Raw genomic sequence first — 19,944 nt, forward strand, 5'->3', positions numbered from 1 at the left:
GTGTCGGAGCCCGCACTACCGGTGTTGCCGGCGGTGTCGGTGTAGCTGCCGGCCGTCACCGAGACCGAGCCCTGGCCGGCGAAGCCGTCGTCGGCTGTAAACTTCGCCGTATAATGCGAAGCGTCAATCATCACAAAATCAGTCAGCGTGCCGTGGGTTGCCGTAACGTCTGCTAAAGTGAAGCCCGTCACCGGGCCAACAAAAGTGAATGTTACCACTGAGAGATTGTCGTTATCATTTAAGGAAGAATCGACAATATTGACGTATACAGGAACACGTCCGTCATTATTGAGAACGGTAACCTGCTCGATCGCGGAAACCTTGAGGTTGACCGTGGTGAATGTAAATTCTGCCTGGCCTGCTTGGCCGGTATTCGAGTTGGAGTTTGCAGCAATGAAGGCACGAAATTGAGCAAGTTCGGTATTAAACGCCGTCATAAATGACGCATTGGCTAGTTGATCATTGCTTAGATAGATAGCGAGCGTATCGATCTCGGCAGTGCCTTTCGCAGCATTGCCGTTGCCGCCGTCATAGGTGTCGTAGCCGGAAAAGGTTGTTTGTCCACCGGTTGTCCCGGTGCCGTATACTAGGCCACCCATCTTGTACTGATTTTCCCACGCACGGTAGATAAGCGTGTCGGCTCCCGATCCGCCCAGGACCGTATCGAACCCACTGCCTCCATCGAGCGTATCGGCGCCTGAACCGCCATTCAGGCGATCGCTTCCGGCACCGCCCAAAAGCACGTCGTCTCCACTACCGCCGACCAGATTGTCGTTGCCGCTTGTACCAGTTGTCGTTGCCATACCCCGTCCCCTATCTCGCTAGTTGTTCTTGTCGATCAAGACGTGTCGACATCGACCTGCCGCTTGCGGCGGGGTCGCTCAAAAATTGTGAACCTCTGAGGGCAAGTTCGCCTTCGCCAACTAACGGCTTGATCCTGGGAGAGAGCGCCGGACGAAATGAGGTCGCATCCAGACCAATGGCACGTGTACCAATGCCAAACGCCCACCCCCCCGAGTCTGGCAAACACAGCTTGATGCCTGCTGAATCTTCGTAGGCAGCAGCGGCCTTCTTCGGATCGGTCGAGGCGGAAAACTCATCATTCGGACAGCAAAGTGCGTTTTCGGCCAGATCGCTGCTCGACCCATCGAGAGATATATTGGTCAGAACGGTGGAAATGGGGACGGGCGCATTTTCGGCTAAGCGGTAGGTATAGTCTCCGCCCTGTGGCGTATGGGGAAGCAACGTCGACATTCCGTCGGCGTGTATGATTTGAGAAGCAGCCATTATAACCCCCTTACTCATACACAGATGCCCCCACATCCGTTTACCGACCGCACTGAAAAGACAAAGCACTCGCTATCAAAGCTCATAGACTTCGTCAGCCCACCCAACCGCCGGTATGTTACGCCTTGCGAACGGCTGACTCAGCAGTACCGTTTACGGATGGCGGCTCGATGTTGATGATGATGATGATGTTGCGACGAGATTGGTCGTCGCGCTGCGTCTCCCCATTGCGTCGGCAAACTCGTCGGCTGCCGATCATGTTTTTAAGAAAATGCTTATATTAGGAGATTATTAACTCTTCCGAGGGGGAGTCGTCAACATTCGACTAGCGTGACAGTTAACAGTCAAAATAAAACGTGCACGGAACCGGCTGCGGACCGCCTTCCAGAAACGCATGCCCCAGCGAGGGGAATGTGTAGCAGCAACCGCCGATCACATGGACAATTGCGTTTCACGGTGTCGGTTGCTGTAACCATCTGAGAAGGTCCCAAGAGTCCGAATTTTTCCGCACCTCGCCTCATGCCGGAGCAAAATAATACAGTTGCATCAAAAATTCGAAATCATACAGTCGTATGATTATGGACCAAAAGCGCAAACCGCATCGCTTCCCTCAATCCACGTTGTTGGAGGCGGCATTGGTATCCAATGTCACTTTCAACGCGTGGCGAAAGCGAAACGGGCTTTTCCCTTGGACCAACGCTGACCGTAAGTGGAACACCTATTCTGGAGCTGAAATCACGACTGCGCGCACTGTGGTCGTTCTGACTAGTGCTGGCATGGTCGCATCTCGTGCGGTCTCCGCCGCGATGGCACTTTTGCCTATGTATCGCGCGGCTTGGGAGACGGGCAGCCCGTTGATGGAAAGTGATCCTGTGTTGGCCTTGTCTTTCGACCAGGAAGGGCAGGGATGGTATGATTTCGATGCATCGTCACCGGTAGGAGAGGTAATTAGGCGCGAGCAATATCCGGTTTCGATCATTCTCAGGCCGGCTCGAATTGTCCTGGAAGTCTTAATTGGCATCGAGGAGGTGATAGGGCTGCCCGTCAAGGATCTGCTCCAAGCAGTTAATCCAAAACCTCACGAATCTTTTTGAAAACGCGGCGGCTGAAAAGGCGGGAGCAATCCAAAATGACCGGCACACTGATCTCCTTCAAAATTGCCGATATTGCGCGCGATCAAGAGCGCACGCAAAGGCAACATGGAGCCTGGCAGGGTAGAAATAGATCCGGCGACGGGCAAGATCGTGGTCATCGCCGCTACACATACGAGCGAACCGGAAAACCCGTCGACCAGTGGATAAAAAATCATGCGCGTTCGTCTTAAGGGGCTGAACAGCCGCACCAAACAGCTCGCCGACGGCAGCCTCGTCACCTACTAGTGGGCTTGGAAGGGCGGGCCACGCTTGCCTGGCAAGCCTGGAGATCCCGAATTCATCGCAGCCTACAAAGCTGCCGCCGCGACCAAGGCCAAGCCGCGCCAGGGCGTGCTGCTGTCCGTGCTGAATGCATTTCAGGCCAGCTCGGATTTGGATGACCTGGCGCCGCGCACGCAAGCCGACTATGTCAAGCTGATCAAGGTTATCGAAAAGAAATTCGGTGACTTCCCGCTGTCGGGCATGAGCGACCGCCGCACGCGCGGCATCTTCATGGAGTGGCGCGACGAGCGCGCCAAGGCATCGCGCCGACAGGCAGACTATGGCTGGCAGGCGCTGGCGAGGATCCTGTCCTGGGGACACGGTCGCGGCCTTGTGTCAGCCAATCCTTGCGAGAAGGGCGGGCGCCTCTATCGCGGCACCAGGGTGGCTAACGTCTGGACTGCCGCCGACGAGGCCGCATTCTATGCCAGCGCTCCCGCGCACCTGCATCTGCCGCTCACACTGGCCTTGTGGACCGGTCAGCGCCAGGGCGACCTGCTGCGGCTCACTTGGCAGCCGTATGACGGCAAGGTGATCCGCCTGCAGCAATCCAAGACCGGAACTCGTGTGGTCATTCCCGTCGGAGGGCCGCTCAAGGCTGCGCTCGAGGCGCTGCGCGACAAGGTCGGGCAGATACTTTTGAACAGCGACGGCGTGCCATGGACCTCAGATGGCTTTCGATCATCGTGGCGCAAGGCCTGCGCCTCGGCCGCCGTGGTCGGAGTGACCTTCAATACATCGCGGGACTGCTGTAACGCGCCTGGCGCTCGTCGAGGCCTCGGTGCCGGAAATCGCAACGATCACCGGCCACAGCCTTCGGGACGTGGCCGCAATTTTCGATTCTAACTACCTCAACCGAGATCCGGCGCTCGGCGGAAGCGCCATCCGCAAGCTCGAAACGGGAACAAAATTACCGACCGTGCGTCCTACTGACACGAAATGTTCTAATGATGAAACGAAAAAATCGCTTTAAAATCAACTGACTGGGGAACCTGGATTCGAATCATAGCTGCAGGTCACGTCGCACCTTTACCAGATAGGCGTCGGCATCCTTGCGCTTGTCGAACTGCTTGGCGCGGCGATTGCCGTCGGCATCGAAGTAGTCTGCCAGCCAGCGAACTTCACCGGAGGGCAGGGTGCGCTTGCGGACCTGAGCCATTCCTATTCCTCGCGGTACTTTGGATGACGTTGCGTGGTGTGGGAGCGAGCTTGCCAGGCCGGATAGCGTTCCGCCTCTTTCGCCAACTCTCTATCATTTCTTTCCGCGACGCTCCGATGGCCTCGAAAACCTCTTGACCGATGGGGACGTCTCCGGAGGCGTATTCATTCGCAAGCTTGATTGCTTCGCCCAACTTTGGATTGTTGGCGAATGGCGCAAGTTCAACCAAAAGATTGAACACTATCCAGACCGGAACATTAGCGCCGACTAACGGTTAATGTCGGCAGTGTCCCGAATCATGATTGGCTGGAGCGATGGCGGTACTGGCGTTCGATCTTGTCTATTTTTCCGGCCTGACCGTAGGCGACCTGCTGGGCAGCGTCATTTCGTTGCTGGCGTGTTTGGTGCTCTACAACGCTTTGGCTACGGACCGCCCGAACCGATAGGTCGGGTCTAACCCGCGATCGCCATTCCAAAGCCAAGGCCCAGGCCAACTGCGACGCCAAGGAACAGCTTGCCGGCCATGTCGATGCGAAGGCGCATACAGGGCGGCATGCGTCTGTGCGGGCGCTCTGAGGCCGTTGCCGATGTCATCGAAGATCGTTTCCATCGGTCGAGTCTCTGAATCTGTGAATCCCCTGTTTGATCCGTCAAAGTTTAACGATCAGGGAAGCACCGTGGAAAGCACGTGCAGTAACGGTTGATTCAACCATTGCTGGTATAAGTGTGGGGTGGGTGGCGGCTCCGACAGCTCGGGGGTGGGCCTGAGTGCCGAAGCCGCCTGCGCAGCCAAGGTTGGGGTTTGACCGCGCCGTCCTATTCTGGGACAGCGCGGTCAACGATTCGTTAAAATGATCCGGACCTAATTAAGTCGATGCTAATTGCGCCCTTCGGCCTTTTTGCGTCAGCCGGGAACATCCTCGCTCCGAGGCTGTTCGGTCACACCCGGCTCGCGTTCTCAGCGGTCCTGCCGGTGACCAAGATGGCCCCTCACTCATCATGGTCGGCCCGCGCTCGGAAGCAGGCGCGGGCCATCCCTGAACAAGCCCGGCGTCTCCAGATGTCAGCGCCCTGGCGCGAGCCGGACTGCATAACGATTGCGGATGTGGCTGTTAAAATAGACGCCCTTGGCAAAGGCAGCTTTGAACGCAGCAACGGCCTCAGCAGGTACGTCCAAAAACTCGTAATGCTTCCCGCTCGCTACAAACCAAACCGAGAGAACCCTGGTGTTGGGGTCATAGTCGAACTTGCGTATCGAGGTCGACGGCATTGTATGCCATTCAAAAACTCAGCTAGCCGAGTTGGCTGAAACTGTATTCGAATATGTGGCCGCGCTTTTCGTCGGCAACCCTGATCCAGATGGGCTCGCTGGTGCGCAGCGTGATGTCGCGCTCTGTCGCTTCCCGCGCCGCCCTGATCGACGTTGTCGCGTGGACGATGTGGGTAGCCGTCACGGTATCGCCGTCCATTTCCTCAACGTGGTATTTCGGCACTTTTGGTCCTAAGCGTCCAGTTCGAGCGGCTCGTGCTCCGGATCGGTATGTCGCTCGGGACTAGGCCTTCGCTTCGTATCCCTAGGTCGAAACCTTCGGCAACGATGTCGACGATGCGACCTTCCGTGACCAAGTCGACATGCACCTGCGGATAGCGACCTACGAATTGCAGGATGATCGGCGACAGGACTTCACGCGCAGCCATCGCGAAGGTGTTGATGCGAAGTGTGCCAGACGGCGTCTCCTGTTGCGACCTTGCGTTGTCCATTGCCTGGTAGATGTCATCTACCGCGGGGCCAATCTGATCGACAAAATTTCGGCCCGCGTCTGTTAGCGAGACGCTACGGGTCGTGCGGTTGAACAGGCGAATTCCGAGTTGTCGCTCCAGTTTGCCGATCACACTGCTTATGGCAGTCGTGGACAGCCCTAGTTCGAGCGCGGCCGAACGGAAGGAACCCTTGCGTGCGATGGCGAGCACCGCGTCAAGATCGGTCAAGCTGTGGCGTGGCATTATCCTGTTTCTCGCATCAACATCCCAGTTTATCCCGATTATCGTTGCGCCAGTCCAGCCTTAAGTTTGGCGGATAGAACATGCGTCGGCCTACCGCACGCGCATCAGACAGAGGAGACGAACAGATGAGTATCGAGCTACCCAAAGGCATTGCCAACTATTTTTCGGCTGAGCGGAGCAGGAGCGCTGAGGAGGTATCCGGTGTTTCACCGAGACGGCAGTCGTCAGGGATGAAGGCAGCACCTACAAGGGCCGGGATGCGATCGGCGGATGGAAAGCGCATGCCTCGAAGAAGTATAATTACACGTTCGAGCCGTTCGCTGTCGAAACCGAAGTCGGCCAGACGCTTGTGACGAGCCATATTGTCGGGGACTTCCCCGGCAGCCCGGTAGACCTGAGGTACACATTCGTCCTCGATGGCGAAAAGATCGCAGAATTGGGGATCACCCTATGATCCCGTTCCTCACAATGAAGGGTAAGCGAGCACTGATTACCTCCGGCACTCGTGGCGCCGGCGCGGCGACAGTCGCCCTGTTCCAGGATCTCGGCGCTCAGGTTGTGACCAGCGCCCGCAAGAATCCTGGCGACCTCAGCGAATCCTTCTTTGTGGCCGCCGACCTGACGACGCCCGAAGGCTGCACGACTCTCGCCGATGGCGTGCGAGAGCGTATGGGAGGTGTGGATATCGTCGTTCACATGCTGGGCGGGTCGTCAGCCCCGGCCGGAGGCTTCAAGGTCCTTAGTGACAACATATGGGCAAGAGAACTCGACCTGAATCTAAGCCTGCGGTGCGGCTTGATCGGGAGTTCGTGCCCGGGATGGTGGAACGCGGCACTGGGGTCATCATTCATGTGACCTCAATCCAGCGGACGCTGCCATTGCCCGGGGCGACGACGGCCTACGCTGCGGCAAAGGCTGCCCTCTCAACCTACAGCAAGAGCCTGTCCAAAGAGATTTCGTCGCAAGGAGTGCGCGTTGCTCGGGTTTCTCCCGGCTGGATCGAAACGGAGGCGGCTGTCCATTTGGCAGAGCGGTTGGGAGCGGAACAAGGTGGAGATGCGACAGTCGGCAAGCGGATGATCATGGAGTCGCTGGGTGGCATTCCGATCGGCCGGCCGTCGAAGCCGGAAGAAGTTGCAAGCCTGACGCATTCCTCGCCTCCGACCGTGCGGGCAGCATTACCGGATCGGAGTTCGTAATCGATGGCGGCACCATCCCGACAGTCTAGACCATCGTCTCAGCAAAATCGGGGCTCCTGACCCGCTAGAATGGAAGGCGTGCGTTCTCCTTGACTTCCTTCATAACGAAGAATGTTCGAGTCTGTCGAACACCCGGGAGGGCAATGAGTTTCTGCCCATGAAGCTTGTTGAAATCCGCCATGTCACGGGCCCGTATCTTCAGAAGGTAGTCAAAGTCGCCGGCGACGAGGTTGCAGTCCAAGACCTCCTGGAGCTTGTGTACCGCCTCTTCGAATGCAGCGAAGCTTTCAGGCGTCGAACGATCGAGTACGACGCCCACCATGACCAGCGCGCCGAGTCCGACGGAAGTTGGTGCGATCTCAGCGCGCACTCCCACGATGTGCCCTTCGTCGAACAGGCGCTGCGTACGGCGATGGCACGTTGCCGCGCTGACATTCACACGGATTGCTAGGTCCGCATTTGTGAGCCGCCCGTCGGTCTGAAGCGCACGAAGTATTTTGATGTCTGTGCGATCAAGTTCAGTTGCGGAAGATTCTTCCATATTTTCTCCAGATTTGGCGGGCAATGATGCCTGAACCGCACTTCTGCGTCAGTTTTGGAAGATTCACCAGCAAAAATTAGAGAGCACCTTTCCCGGTGTTTCGATTACCCTATTCTTATCAAAATTCGAAAACGGAGACGAAAAGTGTCGCTTCTCGAAAAGTTTGAACGCTATCCGCTGACGTTCGGCGCGACGCCGATCGAGCACCTACCTCGGCTCAGCGCAGCGCTAGGGAACAAGGTCCAGATCTATGCAAAACGCGACGACTGTAACTCCGGCCTTGCCTTGGGCGGAAACAAGCTGAGAAAGCTTGAATACATCATTCCGGACGCCATCGCCTCTGGAGCGGACACACTCGTGTCAATCGGAGGCGTACAGTCCAACCACACGCGCATGGTCGCAGCTGCTGCAGCTAAGATTGGCATGAAATGCGTGGTGGTCCAAGAAAAATGGGTGCCGCACCATGACGCCGTTTATGACCGTGTTGGCAATATTCTTATGACGCGTCTGATGGGCGCCGACAGCCGCCTCGTCGACAATGGCTTCGATATCGGCATTCGCAGAAGCTGGGAAGACGCCATTCAGTCGGTGAAGGACGCTGGCGGAAAGCCTTACGCAATCCCTGCCGGCGCTTCAGTGCACAAATTCGGCGGGCTCGGCTATGTCGGTTTTGCCGAAGAGGTGGCCGCCCAAGAAGCTGAGCTCGGTCTGACCTTCGACTACATCGTCGTCTGCGTCGTGACAGGCTCCACGCAGGCCGGCATGATTGTCGGCTTCGCGGCACAGAACCGCGCGAATCGGGTCATCGGCATAGACGCGTCTGGGACGCCCGCCCAGACCCGTGCGCAGGTTCGCCGCATTGTCGACGACACTGCAGGCCTCGTCGGCCTCGGCCGTTCCATCCTCGACGACGAGATCGTGATCAACCCTGATTATGCCTATCCAGCCTATGGCGTGCCGTCAGACGCGACAAACGACGCAATCCGGCTTGCGGCTCGTACCGAGGCGATGATTACGGATCCGGTCTACGAAGGCAAGTCCATGCAGGGCCTGATCGATCTGGCGCGCAAAGGCTTCTTCTCTGAGGGTTCGAAGATTCTCTATGCGCATCTGGGCGGCGCGCCTGCGATCAATGGCTACAGCTACTATTACAAGGACGATGGTGCCGACCGCGAGATTGTGATGGCAAATGTCAAGTCGCCCTTGGCCAAGACCAATAGCGACCCATACGCCGCCAACTATCCGCCCATGTTCCCATAGGTCTGCGGATACTCTTCGGCATAACCAGCTGCGCCCGGGAACGCGGCGTGTGCTTTGGGTGCGACGCGTCTCAACTGCGAAGACAGCGTGTGCAAACCCGTCGAGGCATCGTTCTTCTGAGGAAGCCTAACGTAACCCTCACCCCTATAAATTCGAAAGGAGCTCTCCATGAATACCAAAACCAAAAGTCTTTTGGCCGCAACCGCTCTCGGCGCAGGTTTGGCGTCGCCGACAATCTCAGATTCCGCCGACCGCATCTCCGACACGCAAGCGGTTAAGAATGTCGTTCTCGTCCACGGGGCATTTGCCGATGGTTCTGGCTGGCGCGGGGTCTATGACGAACTCACCCAACGCGGCTATCGCGTCACGATCGTCCAGAACCCATTGACGTCACTGGAGGATGATGTCGCTTCAACCAAGCGTGTTCTTGATCGTCAGGATGGCCCGACCGTTCTCGTTGGGCACTCTGGGGCGGCACCGTCATCGCGGAAGCAGGGGTCAATCCCAAGGTCGCGGGCTGGTCTACGTTTCTGCGCTTTCGCCAGATGCCGGGGAGACAACTGGTCAGCAGCACGAAGGTTTTGCACCTGCCGCCGGGTTTGTTGTCGAAACCACCGATAATGGCTTCGGCTTCGTGAAGCCGGAGAATTTCAAGTCCGGTTTCGCTCATGACGTTGGTGACCAAGACGTCGCCTTCATGCGGGACTCGCAGGTCCCGATAAACATGTCGGCCTTCGGCACGAAGCTCAACAACGCGGCTTGGCGGTCGAAGCCAAGCTGGGCTGTAATCGCCACAGAAGACAAAGCATTCGACCAGGCCATGCTGCTTCACCTGGCGCATCGCATCGGCGCCAAGGTGACCACGGTGTCGGCAAGCCATGCGCTCTTTATGACTCAGCCTAAGTGATTGCGGATACGATAGACCAAGCGGCGCAGACCATCTCGAAATGAGCGGGTTCGGCAGTTGATGCGGGTAGCATCGGGGCAGGCGACCATTGTGCGCTGCCCCGATGAATGGCGCAATGGCTGCTCAGCGGTCATAGCAGCATCCCAAAAGCAGACATCCGAGTGACAGGCGAGACGGCCCGTTTGCGACGGACGGGCCAACTTGGAAATTCGTCGCCATTTGGCTGCTTGCGGCCTATTGCGCTAAGCGAACATATTGGGCCCAATCTCGCCACTGATCTCAATGATCACATCAGCGGGCAGGTTGTTTCGTCGGGCTGCGGCCCGAATGGCTTCAGGGTTAGCCGCTTCGTAAAGGCAATAGGTCTTTTTCCTGTCGGCGCTGAGGAAGGAGATGATCCACTGGACGCCTTCCTCGTCATTGATCAAATTGACATTTTCGACCGAGTCCTTTGAAAGGTTAAGCTGTTCGGCAAAATCTCGTTCGATGACGTAGCGTGGCATGAGAAGGCTCCTTCTGAACCGTGTTGATGCCGGCGAAGCACGACCGAGCCCCTTAATGCAGGGTCGGTTGCAACCTCTTCTTCAAACGGACCATATCCAGTTCGACCGCAGTTGCCCAGGCTTGCTCCGATAGTGACATTGCTCTCTCGATCGCTTTCTTGCTACCGATTTTCATAAGCAGGCTCGCATATTCGGCCTGTGCATGCGCGAGCCACGGTCTTGAACTGCTGGCTGCGTTCATCTCGAGTGCATGCTCGAAGTGCGCGGCGGCCTTCTCGAAGTCACCTAGCGAGGCGGACAACATTCCTAGATAGCGGCTCGCTGCTCCAAAGCAGACAGTTGCGACTCCCGCCATGATGGTCATATCCTTGTAGGCGATCATAAGGTCGTAGATCGTTTGCGCCGCCTCTGTGTCGCCGAGGCTGATCGCGACTTCCGACATGAACGAGAGGGACGTGCTTCGCTTCGCATCTAGCGGCATTGCGAAACCGGTGCGAGCCAGCTCCCTCAGCCTACGCTGCGCTGCGTCCCGATAGCCCAAATCACATGCAACCAACGCAAAACCTGGCAACCAGGTGGTTTCATCGGGGTTCTCTTGGATCAAACGCTTCATGACCGGTGCGACCTCCGACAGGCGGCTCTGTTCACGTCGGATCGCGAACATCTGCATGCCGTAGACGCCCTCGACTTCCGCGCCATGCGTCTGTCTACCCATGCTTAGTGCTTCTCCTGCAAGTGCCTCAGCCGTCGTGAAACGTCCCTCAAGAATAGCCATCATGGCCCGGGCATGCCGAGCCATCCAAAGGAGGTGGAGCCGCTGGCGTAGCGTTCCGAGCTCTTCCAATCCATCGATCGCTAGATCGGCTCGAGTACGATTGCCCAATTCGGTGGAGACGTAAACGTCGAGTATTAGGGCTCGGCCCCGCATGTCGTCGTCGTTTATCTCAGCCGAGAGGCGCTTTATTTCGTCTATGCGAGTAGTCCGATCGGTTGCCTCCGCGGCAGACTTGACTGTCGTCGGGGTTAGGAAAGGCAAGACAGAGAGTTCCAAGAGCGAAGGCTTGTCATCAAGCTGCCGAGCCAGATTGACGCCCTCCTTATGGTATTTCGCGCTGTTCTTAGCGTCGCCAAGGTACGCATATGCGCGCGCAAGGCGGGTGAGAAGCTGGCAGCGCGATTTCTGATCGTCGTGGTCGATTTTGCCCATCGCTTCCCTGAGTAGCTGGAGCGATTCGGCGAGCGGCTTCGAGGAAAGGAACTGGGCGGCATCAAAACCGAGTGCAGAGCGGATGAAGGCCTTGGTATCGCTAGCTTCGCGAGCCAGTCGCGCGGTCAGCTCGTATTTTGCAACGGAGTCCGACAACCGGCCTGCGGCGCTCAGTGCTTCGCAGAGTTTTAGGGTCGCCTCGAGCACATCTTTTTGCTGAGCCCGTCCTTTCGGCAAGTGCTCCGCTATAGCAAGAGCGTTCTGAAAATGGTCGACCGCCTCGTAGTTGGCTGATCGCCCCAGCGCGCGTTCGCCGGCCATCATCCAGTACGGGAGGGCAAGCTCATTTTGCTGTCCCCTGACGTAGTGCTGGGCAATGAGCTCGGGCTGCGTGACGACGAGATCGGGATATCCGTCGATGAGGACCCTGGCTATCGCTTCATGATAGTGGCGGCGCCGCCGACTGAGAAGCGACTGGTAAGCTGTATCCTGGATGAGCGCATGGCGGAAAACGAGCGCGTCCTGCAGAACGCCTCCAGTCACGACGAGTTGGGTGGACATGAGCTGATGCAACGCGTCGTCGAGACCCTTATCTTCGAGTCCGGCAACTTTCGAGAGTAGGCCACGATCGAATTCCCTGCCTATCACTGAGGCAATTTGTGCGACTTCCTTGGCCGTCGCTGTCAAACGATCGAGTCGCGCCATAAGGGAGCCCTGCAGACTATCTGGGATCTCGACGTTGAGCGACGCCGCCTTTCCGCTCTCCATGATTGAGCGCGTCAGCTCCTCGACAAACAATGGTACACCGTCTGTTCGCTCGGCAATTCGGTCGGCAAGCTGGTCGGGAATATCCGCGAGCATCGATTCAATCAGCTCTCGCATCTGTTGCTTCGTCAGGCGCCCAATGGCGAGCGTCGTCACCTGAGCCAGTCCGGTTGCCCACCCGGCGGTCCATTCCGGTCGGTGCGTCACAACGACAAGGACGGCCGCACCATGCACGCGGTTCACAACTTCTGTGAGAAATTCATTAGTCGACGGATCGATCCAGTGCGCATCCTCGACGACAAAGAGCACCGGCGCAATCTTCGCAGCGAGCAGAACGCGGTTCGCCAATGTGTCGACGCTGAGTTCCTTACGATGTTGGGCGGAGAGATCGAGCGGTTTGAACGCGCCGCCGAGGTCGAGCGAGAGCAACTCGGCGTAGATCGGTCCGACCTCCGAGGGATGTTCCCCGTAACGTTGAACAATCGCGCGAAATTTTTCATCGCGCATGGCTTCGCTGTCGGCGGATGAAAAGCCTGCAAGCCGGCTTAGGCGTTGGATGATGGGGTAGAAGGCTGAGGTGATGTGATAGGGGGAGCACTGCAGCCGGATTAGCTCATGATGGCTCTCATAAAGCCGTTCCTCGAGCGCATCCACGAGGCGCGACTTCCCGATGCCCGCTTCTCCCGACACGAAAACCGCCTGGCCTTGGCTGGCTTCGGCCAACTCCCAGCGCTCGAGAAGAATGCCGATTTCGCTGGTTCGGCCGACGAACTTCGACAAAGCGCGATCGTGCGCTGCGTCGAACCGGCTTTCCACCTCCCGCTCGCCACGAACCGCGAATAGGGCAATAGGCGATTTGAAGCCTTTCAGCTCCTGCTCACCGAGGCTCTCGATTTCGAAGGACTGCCCGGCGAGCCGACGCGTGCTGTCGGCAACGACGATCTGACCGGGAGCGGCAGCGCTTTGCAGGCGCGCCGCGAGATTGGGTGTGTCCCCTGCGATTGAGGCGCGCTCGTTCACGCTGCTGCCCGCTATGTCGCCGACCACCACGTGGCCCGATGCGATGCCAATACGCGCCTTCAGTTGCTCGCCGTCGGGCGATTGGATGGCCTCGACTGCGGCGAGGGCCTGGAGGCCAGCCCGAATGGAACGCTCTGCGTGATCCTCGTAAGCCATCGGCCACCCGAAATAGGCAAGCACGCCGTCTCCTAGATATTTGGCGACATAGCCGCCAAAGCGGGTGATTGCGCCAGCGACGCTGTCCTGATAGCGGCGTGTGAGCTCGTGCATGTCTTCCGGGTCGAGCTGCGCCGATAGCGCCGTCGAGCCGACCAGATCACAGAACAGCACGCTGAGGAGCCGCCGGTCGGCAGCTGGTTCTTGCGGCACTTCGGTGGTCTGAGCTTCCGGCCTACCGACTGGAACCGAGGCAAGACGAGCTCCGTTGGGGTGAGGCTGTCCAAGTCCATCGATCGCGGCCAGAATGATCTTCCGGTGCCCGAGCGAGACACCAAGCTCCTGGAGATCGGCGTCCGTGATATGGGGAAGCGCTCGAAGGTCGACGTCGTTTTCGAGGAACGCCTGCAGGTACTTGCCGAGACCGAGGTGGCTCAGCCAATCCTCAATTGTTTGCATCGAGCTTTCTCATGCGGCACCGCGATCCAAACTAGCGCGAATCTCGTGGCGGCACCACCTTTCAGATCGGGAGATCGAGACGAGCAGCCGGCCAAAACTCCTCGATGGCCAGAACGGTCCGCGAAGGAGGCGCGGGATATCAATTTCGGTTGGACCACGCGTGGCTTTCGGCGCAAGATAAAAGTCGGGAAATTGAGCGCCGCGGGTGAAGCTCGAAACTCTCGGGTGGCCTTCCTTGGAGGCTGGAATGGATAGGACGCAAATTGCGGAATTCGCACAGAGTCTGCGGGGCCAAGTCATCGGCGTCGGCGACGTCGGCTATGACGATGCCCGCAAGCTATACAATGGTATGATCGACAAGCGGCCGCTGATTATTGCCCGGTGCGCCGATGCCGGAGACGTCATGGCCGCAGTGAACTTCGGACGTGATAGGCGACTTCCGATTGCAATCCGCGGGGGTGGTCACAATGGACCGGGGTTCGGCAGCGTCGACGATGGCCTCGTGATCGACCTCTCGACTATGAAAGGCGTCCGAGTCGATCCAAGGAACCGCAAGGTGCGGGTCGGACCCGGCTGCACGACTGGCGAAGTTGACCATGCTACCCACGCCTTTGGCCAGGCAGTCCCCTTCGGGATCATTTCGACCACTGGGGTCGCCGGCCTGACACTGAGCGGCGGCCACGGCTACCTCAGCCGGCAATATGGCCTGGCAGTAGACAACCTCATCGAAGCCGATGTGGTGTTGGCCGACGGGAGTTTCATGACCGCCAGCGAAGCCGAGAATGCAGATCTCTTGTGGGCGCTTCGCGGCGGCGGAGGAAACTTCGGTGTAGTGACCAGTTTCCTGTTTCGCACGCACCCAGCGAAAATGCTCTATGGCGGACCGATCATCTTCGATGTTGGCGATGCCGCTGAGGTGATGCGCTGGTATCGGGATTTCCAGGCGAAAGCTCCGGAGGATTTCTACATCTTCCTCGGACTGCAATCGGTCCCTGGCGGCGCTCCTTTCCCACCGGAGCACTGGAACAAACAGATGTGTGTCCTCGTTGTCGCGCATAACGGCGAGGGCGGCGAAGTGGCCGTCAACGCCATCCGCGCGGCTCTCCCCAAGCCCCTGATCGACTGGGCCGGCCCGATCCCCTACACGGCGTTGCAGACCTTGTTCGACGCGCTCTATCCGGCCGGGCTGCAATGGTATTGGAAGGGCGATTTTGTCCGAGAGCTGCCAGATGTCGCCATCGACGCCCATCTCCTACATGCAAGCAAGGCAAGCCCGGGTTCGTGCATGCATCTTTACCCGGTCGATGGCGCGGTGCATCGCCGGGGCAAAGCGGACAGCGCCTGGAACGCCCGCGATGTGACCTGGTCCATGGTGATCGCCGGGATAGATCCCGATCCGGGCATGGCGCCAGCCCTCAAGAAGTGGGCCACCGACTGCTGGCAGGCTGTTCATCCGTTTGACCTAGGCGGCGCCTATCCCAATTTCATGATGGATGATGAAGGCGATGAGCGTATTCAGGCGAGCTACGGCGACAATTATCCGCGCCTCGCGGCCCTAAAGGGGAAGTTCGACCCTGCCAACTTTTTCCGCGTCAACCAAAACATCCGTCCCGCCATATAGATTCAGTAGAGGTGGTCCGTCCATACCGGGTCTAAGGCGGTCAATGTGCAAAGTCCGCTTTGCGCCCCATGTCGGCCGTTGAAGTGAGCTCTGCCGACGCCTGAAAGCGGACGTTGACGGCGACCAGGCTGGAGGTCGCGGTTGCGCCACGCGTCGCGTTGAGTTCGGCCCTCGGAAAATCAGTCCTGCACCCCTGAAGTGGACATTCGAGGGTCACCTCGCGCTGTGGAACACCCTCGACAAACGTGTGGAGCGGGCCTAGCATGGGCTCATCGGACGGAGACCGGCAATGCTCAGTCGGCGCGACTTATTCTCACGGTTTCTTCGGGGTCTCGGAGCCATATCGGTTAGCAATTTCGGGGCGGTTGCTTCCGCACTCGCCAGCTCGCGACCCCGGTTGCGCGTTGGAGCTGCCCTCCAGGCACCTATGTCGTGGGCCGAGGACTGCTCATTCGTCATCGGCGTTCGGTCGAGCTTGCAAAATTTGGATGATCCGATGTCGCCAAACAATGTGCGGACCGCACTCTGCCCGTTGTGCAACAGCTATGTCCACATCACTGCGACCGAGGCGACACGCGTCCCGTTACCAACAGCTTAGGGCTTCGTAGCGATTGGATCTTGCCTGGCAACGCTGTAGTCACTCGGCTTGTCGCTCCCCGGAAGCTTGCCAGGAACAAGCGCAGACGGATCGAAAAGGGCGCTCTTGTCGGGCTTTGGAATTCCGTACACCAGCAAGCCCGAAACGTGTGCAGCTGCAAATGAGGTTCCCGAGCAAACGTTTGTCTGGCCATTCGGGTTTGCGACGTTGCCCGGCCATAGCGATCGGATCTTTACGCCGGGCGCAGCGAAATCAGGCGGTCCTATCTGGATGCCACTAGTCATGTCGATGTTGCCGTTTCCATAAGCGGAAAAGTTCCAGAACACGTCGGTCTTCCTCACCGCAGAAACGGTGATTACTGCTCCAGTCGGAGTGCCCGTGGAAGGAAACCGGTATCCGCCAGCACGAGCGGGAGAGATGGTCTGCACGTATCCCGAACCGCCAATGACGTCGGTATTTCCGGCAGCAACCGAAATAAAAAGCTGCTTGTTTTGCGCAAGGTCCCGCAGAAGGTCTTCAACCTTCGATTCCGGACTGGGCTCTGTCGTTCCAGACGCTGCCCCGGGTACATACAGCGGATTGTAATAGGCTCCAAAGCTCACGTTCACAACATCGCCTGCGGCGGCGTATGTCTTGACATACTGAAGGGCCGTAAGCGCATTGCTCAACAGGTCGACCGGATATGATGCGGTAAATATTCGCAGCGCGCGTATCCTGATCCCCGGAGCCACTCCAATCAGTTCTAGATTGTTTCCTTTTTTTGCGCCGATTATCCCGGCCACCATGGTTCCGTGTCCGATTGGATCGGCGGGCGTTTCGGAAACGCAACTCCCCGTGCAAAGTCGCTGCTCGACGATCTGCAATTCGTTGGCGATATCTGACCCAGGGCCGATGCCGCTGTCGACAATCCAAACGGTTTTCGTCAGCGCGCTCGCATCCACAGGACTGGGGTTGACCCGCTTGATGTTCCTAGGGAGAGACTCCGTAGTGGAGATGGCTTTTTGATCGTCTTCGTCCCCGCACTCGAAGCCCATGCCGAAAATCAGCGAATTTGAGCTGATCTCGCCTACTTCGAGGATCTTCTCTTCAGCCACCCGAGCGCGGGCGGTCGCGGCTGATACGGGAAGTGTGAGCGCGCTGAGCGAATGCAGATTGCCTACGTTATCGGAGAAATACTTTTCGCCTCCGTTTTGATCGATGAAGGCTTCCCCGAGAATTGTTCGCGCTATCTGGTTGACGTCAGCCTCAGTGTAATCCTTTCCGCGTTTGAGCCATATGATTGACGTGCTGTCAGCCTTGGCCTGCATCTCGGAAATCACGGTGCCAGGAATAGGCTCCAACGGGGTCGCGCCAGATGACTCCTCACCCGCGTTCGCAAGCGGCGCGTTTGCAAGGATCAGGCTTGCGACGAACAGAGTCGGTAAGCAGCGCATGCCAAACCCCCACCGGGCCGATTGCCCAAGTCGCCAATTCGCAATAGAGTAATTTGAAAAGGTGGGCGTGGCAATAATGTCTCACCGTCCTTGCCCGATTTCTCAAGCGGCGGCTTGGGGGACATTTCAGCGGGGTGCTCGTTTGACGGGCTCATGGTGTCTGCCGGTTACAGATAGGGGGATTTGATGGCACGGGCGAGGGCAAAGCGTAATCGGCAGCAGACGGAAATCGCGCAGGCCATAATCGCGGAGTGGTTTCGAGTACTGCCGGAAAGTTCCGGGTCCATCGGAGCCATGGACGAGTACTCACTCACTGCGGCCTTTAATGACATCCTTGACAGGCCCGCACTGGCCATAATCGATGATCCGACCGTCGTGAAGATAGTCGTGCCGCTGCCCCCGGCAGGCATTGCAACGCGTGACCAACTCAGGGACTACCTTGCACGCAATCAGGATTTCGTTGCCGGAATGAGCGCGGCAGCCCTCTTCGGCTGCGGTCGATGAGCGCGGATACCCTGTGAGGCCGGCTTCTAACTGGGAAGGCTAGCCTTCTCCATGTCTCTCGCGAACGCGGCCAGCAGGGCTTCATCCGCAAATGGCCTGCCGTGCGACCACTCCGTCACCGTGAATTTCGGGTCCAGGTCCAGCACACGGCTCGCCGCCCGAAGCGCTTCACTGACCTTTTCCTGACGCATCAACGCGACCGTTAAAGCAAGCCACGCTCTAACGTAACCGGGATGCGATGCGACCACCTCGCGGCAAATCAGTTCAGCCTCTTTGGCTCTCCCCACCGCCAGATTGGAGAGTGCAAGATTGGCCGATATCCAAGGCGAGACATGGTGGCTCAGCGAAGCCGCGCGATTATAGGCCCGAATGGCGGCAGGGTAGTTGCCGAGCAGATCCATGAGCGCGCCCTGGTATCCTACGATTTCTGGACTGTGACCCGCGACCGCGACGGCATCATCCATGGCCCGCTGCGCCTCCTGAGGCTTCCGTTGAAGAAATCGCAAGAATGCCAGCAGAGCCAGCACGTCCGAATGGCCGGCGTCAATGCGCGAGGCACGCTCGTATAGAAGTTCGGCCTCGTGGATCGCTTTCTCGTCGTTCTCTGCCCAGCCCAGACGCACCTCGTCGAGATAGCAGAACCCGAAAGCTACCAGGGCGCACAGGTAGGTGGGATCCATGGCCAGTGCACTGGAATAGAATTCCTTCGCCCGCCGATGCCCCTCCCGTGTGTATCGGCGCTCCTCGTCATGACCTCGCTGAAAGGTCTCCCACGCCAAACCACTGCGTGTTCCACGCTTCCAAATCTGCGCCTGTTCCCCGTCGGTCAGCGCCAATTGCAAAGCAGATACGACTTCCGAGGCAATCTGGTCCTGGGCGTCGAAGCTGTCGCGAAGATCGTAGTCGTATCGCTCGGCCCAGATGGTCGCGCCGTCAGACACCGAAATCAGCCGAGGCATGATCCGGAGATGCTGGCCGCGCGCGCTGATGCTCGATCGCAAGACATAATGGGGCTTGCCTCGCGCCACGGCGGTCGTGTCTCGAACCGAGATCGAATTGGTGAGCCGCGCCAAGACAAGATGAATCTCATCTTGCAGAGATGACGCGACGAACCGCGCCGATTGCGAGTCGTCTTGCGGCTCAAACGGTTGAATTTCAACAATCGGCTTTACAATATTCTCTCTATATTGCTGAATGTCCCCTACAAAGCCGGAGCGATATTCCTCCGGTTTAGAGCTTACAACACAATATACGTGAACGCTCTCGCTAATATTCTTCAGGCGCTTAGAGCCAATACTTTCGGTAACGACCGAAAACCCATCAGGAAATCGCCGGACGACATCGTCGGACATAAGTATCTGGCCGGGCGCCGCTACTCCCTGAATGCGGGACGCAACGTTGACTGCATGTCCATAGATGTCGCCATCGATTTCAAAAACCTCTCCGAACGCAATTCCAACCCGCCAGCGACTATCTTGCAGCCTATTTTCGAGAAGCGCTGATTGTGCTGCTATGCTAGCAACCGCTGCGTCCGAAGCAGACTCGAAAGCTGCCAGGACGAAGTCACCCGGAGTCGAAACTATCCGTCCGCCATTTGCCTTCAGCGCCTTCACAAACGCGTTGCGCGACGTGACGAGATTACGGACGCCCGTCTCGGGGTTCCGGAAGACGGACTCGCTGTATCCGACCATGTCACCGGCCAGAATGAAGAGTTCTTTCCGCGTCTCGGCCACGATCGTACCGGACGAGGCGGCCTCGCCAGATACTATCGTTTGCACGTCAGCCCGAATTGTTGATTATGTTGCACCGCAGAAGTCATCCTACCTACAAATCGGCGTATTAGCCAGTTGGAATGCAGCGTCGGCCTGCCCGGGACATCGCAGGCGAAGCTCCACATGAGGTCGCG

Annotated in this window: 17 protein-coding genes and 3 pseudogenes; 8 read left to right on the top strand and 12 right to left on the bottom strand. The window is 58.1% G+C overall.

Annotated features, from left to right (window positions below; all coding sequences use genetic code 11):
* Positions 1–803: Ig-like domain-containing protein (locus NKI06_RS15420; protein WP_352986065.1), on the bottom strand; the 803-nt coding region annotated here is incomplete at its 3' end.
* Positions 804–813: 10 nt separating this feature from the next.
* The gene (locus tag NKI06_RS15425; protein WP_352986066.1) at positions 814–1,287 is read right to left on the bottom strand and encodes a hypothetical protein; all 474 of its coding nucleotides are present in this window, start codon (positions 1,285–1,287) and stop codon (positions 814–816) included.
* A gap of 635 nt (positions 1,288–1,922) precedes the next feature.
* Between NKI06_RS15425 and NKI06_RS15430 the strand changes: the two genes are divergently transcribed.
* Positions 1,923–2,381, top strand: a complete 459-nt coding sequence (locus NKI06_RS15430) for a hypothetical protein (RefSeq protein WP_352986067.1) — start codon at positions 1,923–1,925, stop codon at positions 2,379–2,381.
* Here NKI06_RS15430 and NKI06_RS15435 read toward each other — a convergent pair.
* Positions 2,366–2,596, bottom strand: coding sequence for a hypothetical protein (locus NKI06_RS15435; protein ID WP_352986069.1), 231 nt, complete (start codon positions 2,594–2,596; stop codon positions 2,366–2,368). The genes NKI06_RS15430 and NKI06_RS15435 overlap by 16 nt on opposite strands.
* A 94-nt stretch (positions 2,597–2,690) precedes the next feature.
* On the opposite strand from NKI06_RS15435, the gene NKI06_RS15440 reads away from it, so the two are divergent.
* Positions 2,691–3,548, top strand: coding sequence for a tyrosine-type recombinase/integrase (locus tag NKI06_RS15440; protein WP_352986070.1), 858 nt, complete (start codon positions 2,691–2,693; stop codon positions 3,546–3,548).
* 157 nt (positions 3,549–3,705) lie between these two features.
* Here NKI06_RS15440 and NKI06_RS15445 read toward each other — a convergent pair whose 3' ends face one another.
* Entirely contained in the window at positions 3,706–3,861 is a 156-nt protein-coding gene (locus NKI06_RS15445; RefSeq protein ID WP_352986072.1) for a hypothetical protein, read from the bottom strand.
* Between the two features lie 314 nt (positions 3,862–4,175).
* Between NKI06_RS15445 and NKI06_RS15450 the strand changes: the two genes are divergently transcribed.
* On the top strand, positions 4,176–4,307 hold the full coding sequence (locus tag NKI06_RS15450; RefSeq protein WP_352513636.1) for a hypothetical protein: 132 nt from the start codon (positions 4,176–4,178) through the stop codon (positions 4,305–4,307).
* Between the two features lie 617 nt (positions 4,308–4,924).
* On the opposite strand, the gene NKI06_RS15455 is transcribed toward NKI06_RS15450, so the two are convergent.
* The 3 genes and pseudogenes from NKI06_RS15455 to NKI06_RS15465 all read right to left on the bottom strand — a co-directional run.
* Positions 4,925–5,131, bottom strand: a complete 207-nt coding sequence (locus tag NKI06_RS15455; protein WP_023697380.1) for a KTSC domain-containing protein — start codon at positions 5,129–5,131, stop codon at positions 4,925–4,927.
* A gap of 22 nt (positions 5,132–5,153) precedes the next feature.
* Entirely contained in the window at positions 5,154–5,354 is a 201-nt protein-coding gene (locus tag NKI06_RS15460; RefSeq protein ID WP_352986074.1) for a hypothetical protein, read from the bottom strand.
* 46 nt (positions 5,355–5,400) lie between these two features.
* A pseudogene (locus NKI06_RS15465) lies at positions 5,401–5,865 on the bottom strand (LysR family transcriptional regulator); the annotation flags it as partial.
* A 450-nt stretch (positions 5,866–6,315) separates the two neighbouring features.
* Between NKI06_RS15465 and NKI06_RS15470 the strand changes: the two are divergent.
* Positions 6,316–7,093 (top strand): annotated as a pseudogene (locus NKI06_RS15470) (SDR family oxidoreductase).
* Positions 7,094–7,128: 35 nt separating this feature from the next.
* Here NKI06_RS15470 and NKI06_RS15475 read toward each other — a convergent pair.
* Positions 7,129–7,605: an Lrp/AsnC family transcriptional regulator gene (locus NKI06_RS15475; protein ID WP_352986076.1), complete on the bottom strand. Its 477-nt coding sequence runs from the start codon at positions 7,603–7,605 to the stop codon at positions 7,129–7,131.
* A 144-nt stretch (positions 7,606–7,749) separates the two neighbouring features.
* Between NKI06_RS15475 and NKI06_RS15480 the strand changes: the two genes are divergently transcribed.
* Entirely contained in the window at positions 7,750–8,865 is a 1,116-nt protein-coding gene (locus NKI06_RS15480) for a 1-aminocyclopropane-1-carboxylate deaminase (RefSeq protein WP_352986081.1), read from the top strand.
* Between the two features lie 168 nt (positions 8,866–9,033).
* A pseudogene (locus NKI06_RS15485) lies at positions 9,034–9,816 on the top strand (alpha/beta fold hydrolase).
* A 198-nt stretch (positions 9,817–10,014) separates the two neighbouring features.
* On the opposite strand, the gene NKI06_RS15490 reads toward NKI06_RS15485, so the two are convergent.
* Both NKI06_RS15490 and NKI06_RS15495 read right to left on the bottom strand, forming a co-directional pair.
* Positions 10,015–10,275 (bottom strand): DUF4242 domain-containing protein, encoded by a 261-nt coding sequence (locus NKI06_RS15490; protein WP_023738806.1) that lies wholly within the window; start codon positions 10,273–10,275, stop codon positions 10,015–10,017.
* Between the two features lie 52 nt (positions 10,276–10,327).
* Entirely contained in the window at positions 10,328–13,882 is a 3,555-nt protein-coding gene (locus NKI06_RS15495; RefSeq protein ID WP_352986082.1) for an adenylate/guanylate cyclase domain-containing protein, read from the bottom strand.
* A gap of 247 nt (positions 13,883–14,129) precedes the next feature.
* On the opposite strand from NKI06_RS15495, the gene NKI06_RS15500 reads away from it, so the two are divergent.
* Positions 14,130–15,503 (top strand): FAD-binding oxidoreductase, encoded by a 1,374-nt coding sequence (locus NKI06_RS15500; protein WP_352986085.1) that lies wholly within the window; start codon positions 14,130–14,132, stop codon positions 15,501–15,503.
* A gap of 594 nt (positions 15,504–16,097) precedes the next feature.
* On the opposite strand, the gene NKI06_RS15505 is transcribed toward NKI06_RS15500, so the two are convergent.
* Positions 16,098–17,534, bottom strand: coding sequence for a S8 family peptidase (locus NKI06_RS15505; protein WP_352651911.1), 1,437 nt, complete (start codon positions 17,532–17,534; stop codon positions 16,098–16,100).
* A gap of 186 nt (positions 17,535–17,720) precedes the next feature.
* Between NKI06_RS15505 and NKI06_RS15510 the strand changes: the two genes are divergently transcribed.
* Positions 17,721–18,038, top strand: a complete 318-nt coding sequence (locus NKI06_RS15510; protein WP_023738810.1) for a hypothetical protein — start codon at positions 17,721–17,723, stop codon at positions 18,036–18,038.
* Between the two features lie 26 nt (positions 18,039–18,064).
* Here the strand turns inward: NKI06_RS15510 and NKI06_RS15515 are convergent, their stop codons facing one another.
* The gene (locus NKI06_RS15515; RefSeq protein WP_352986087.1) at positions 18,065–19,771 is read right to left on the bottom strand and encodes a tetratricopeptide repeat protein; all 1,707 of its coding nucleotides are present in this window, start codon (positions 19,769–19,771) and stop codon (positions 18,065–18,067) included.
* Positions 19,772–19,944: the final 173 nt, after the last annotated feature.

Source organism: Mesorhizobium sp. M0772 (assembly GCF_040320135.1).
GTDB lineage: Bacteria > Pseudomonadota > Alphaproteobacteria > Rhizobiales > Rhizobiaceae > Mesorhizobium.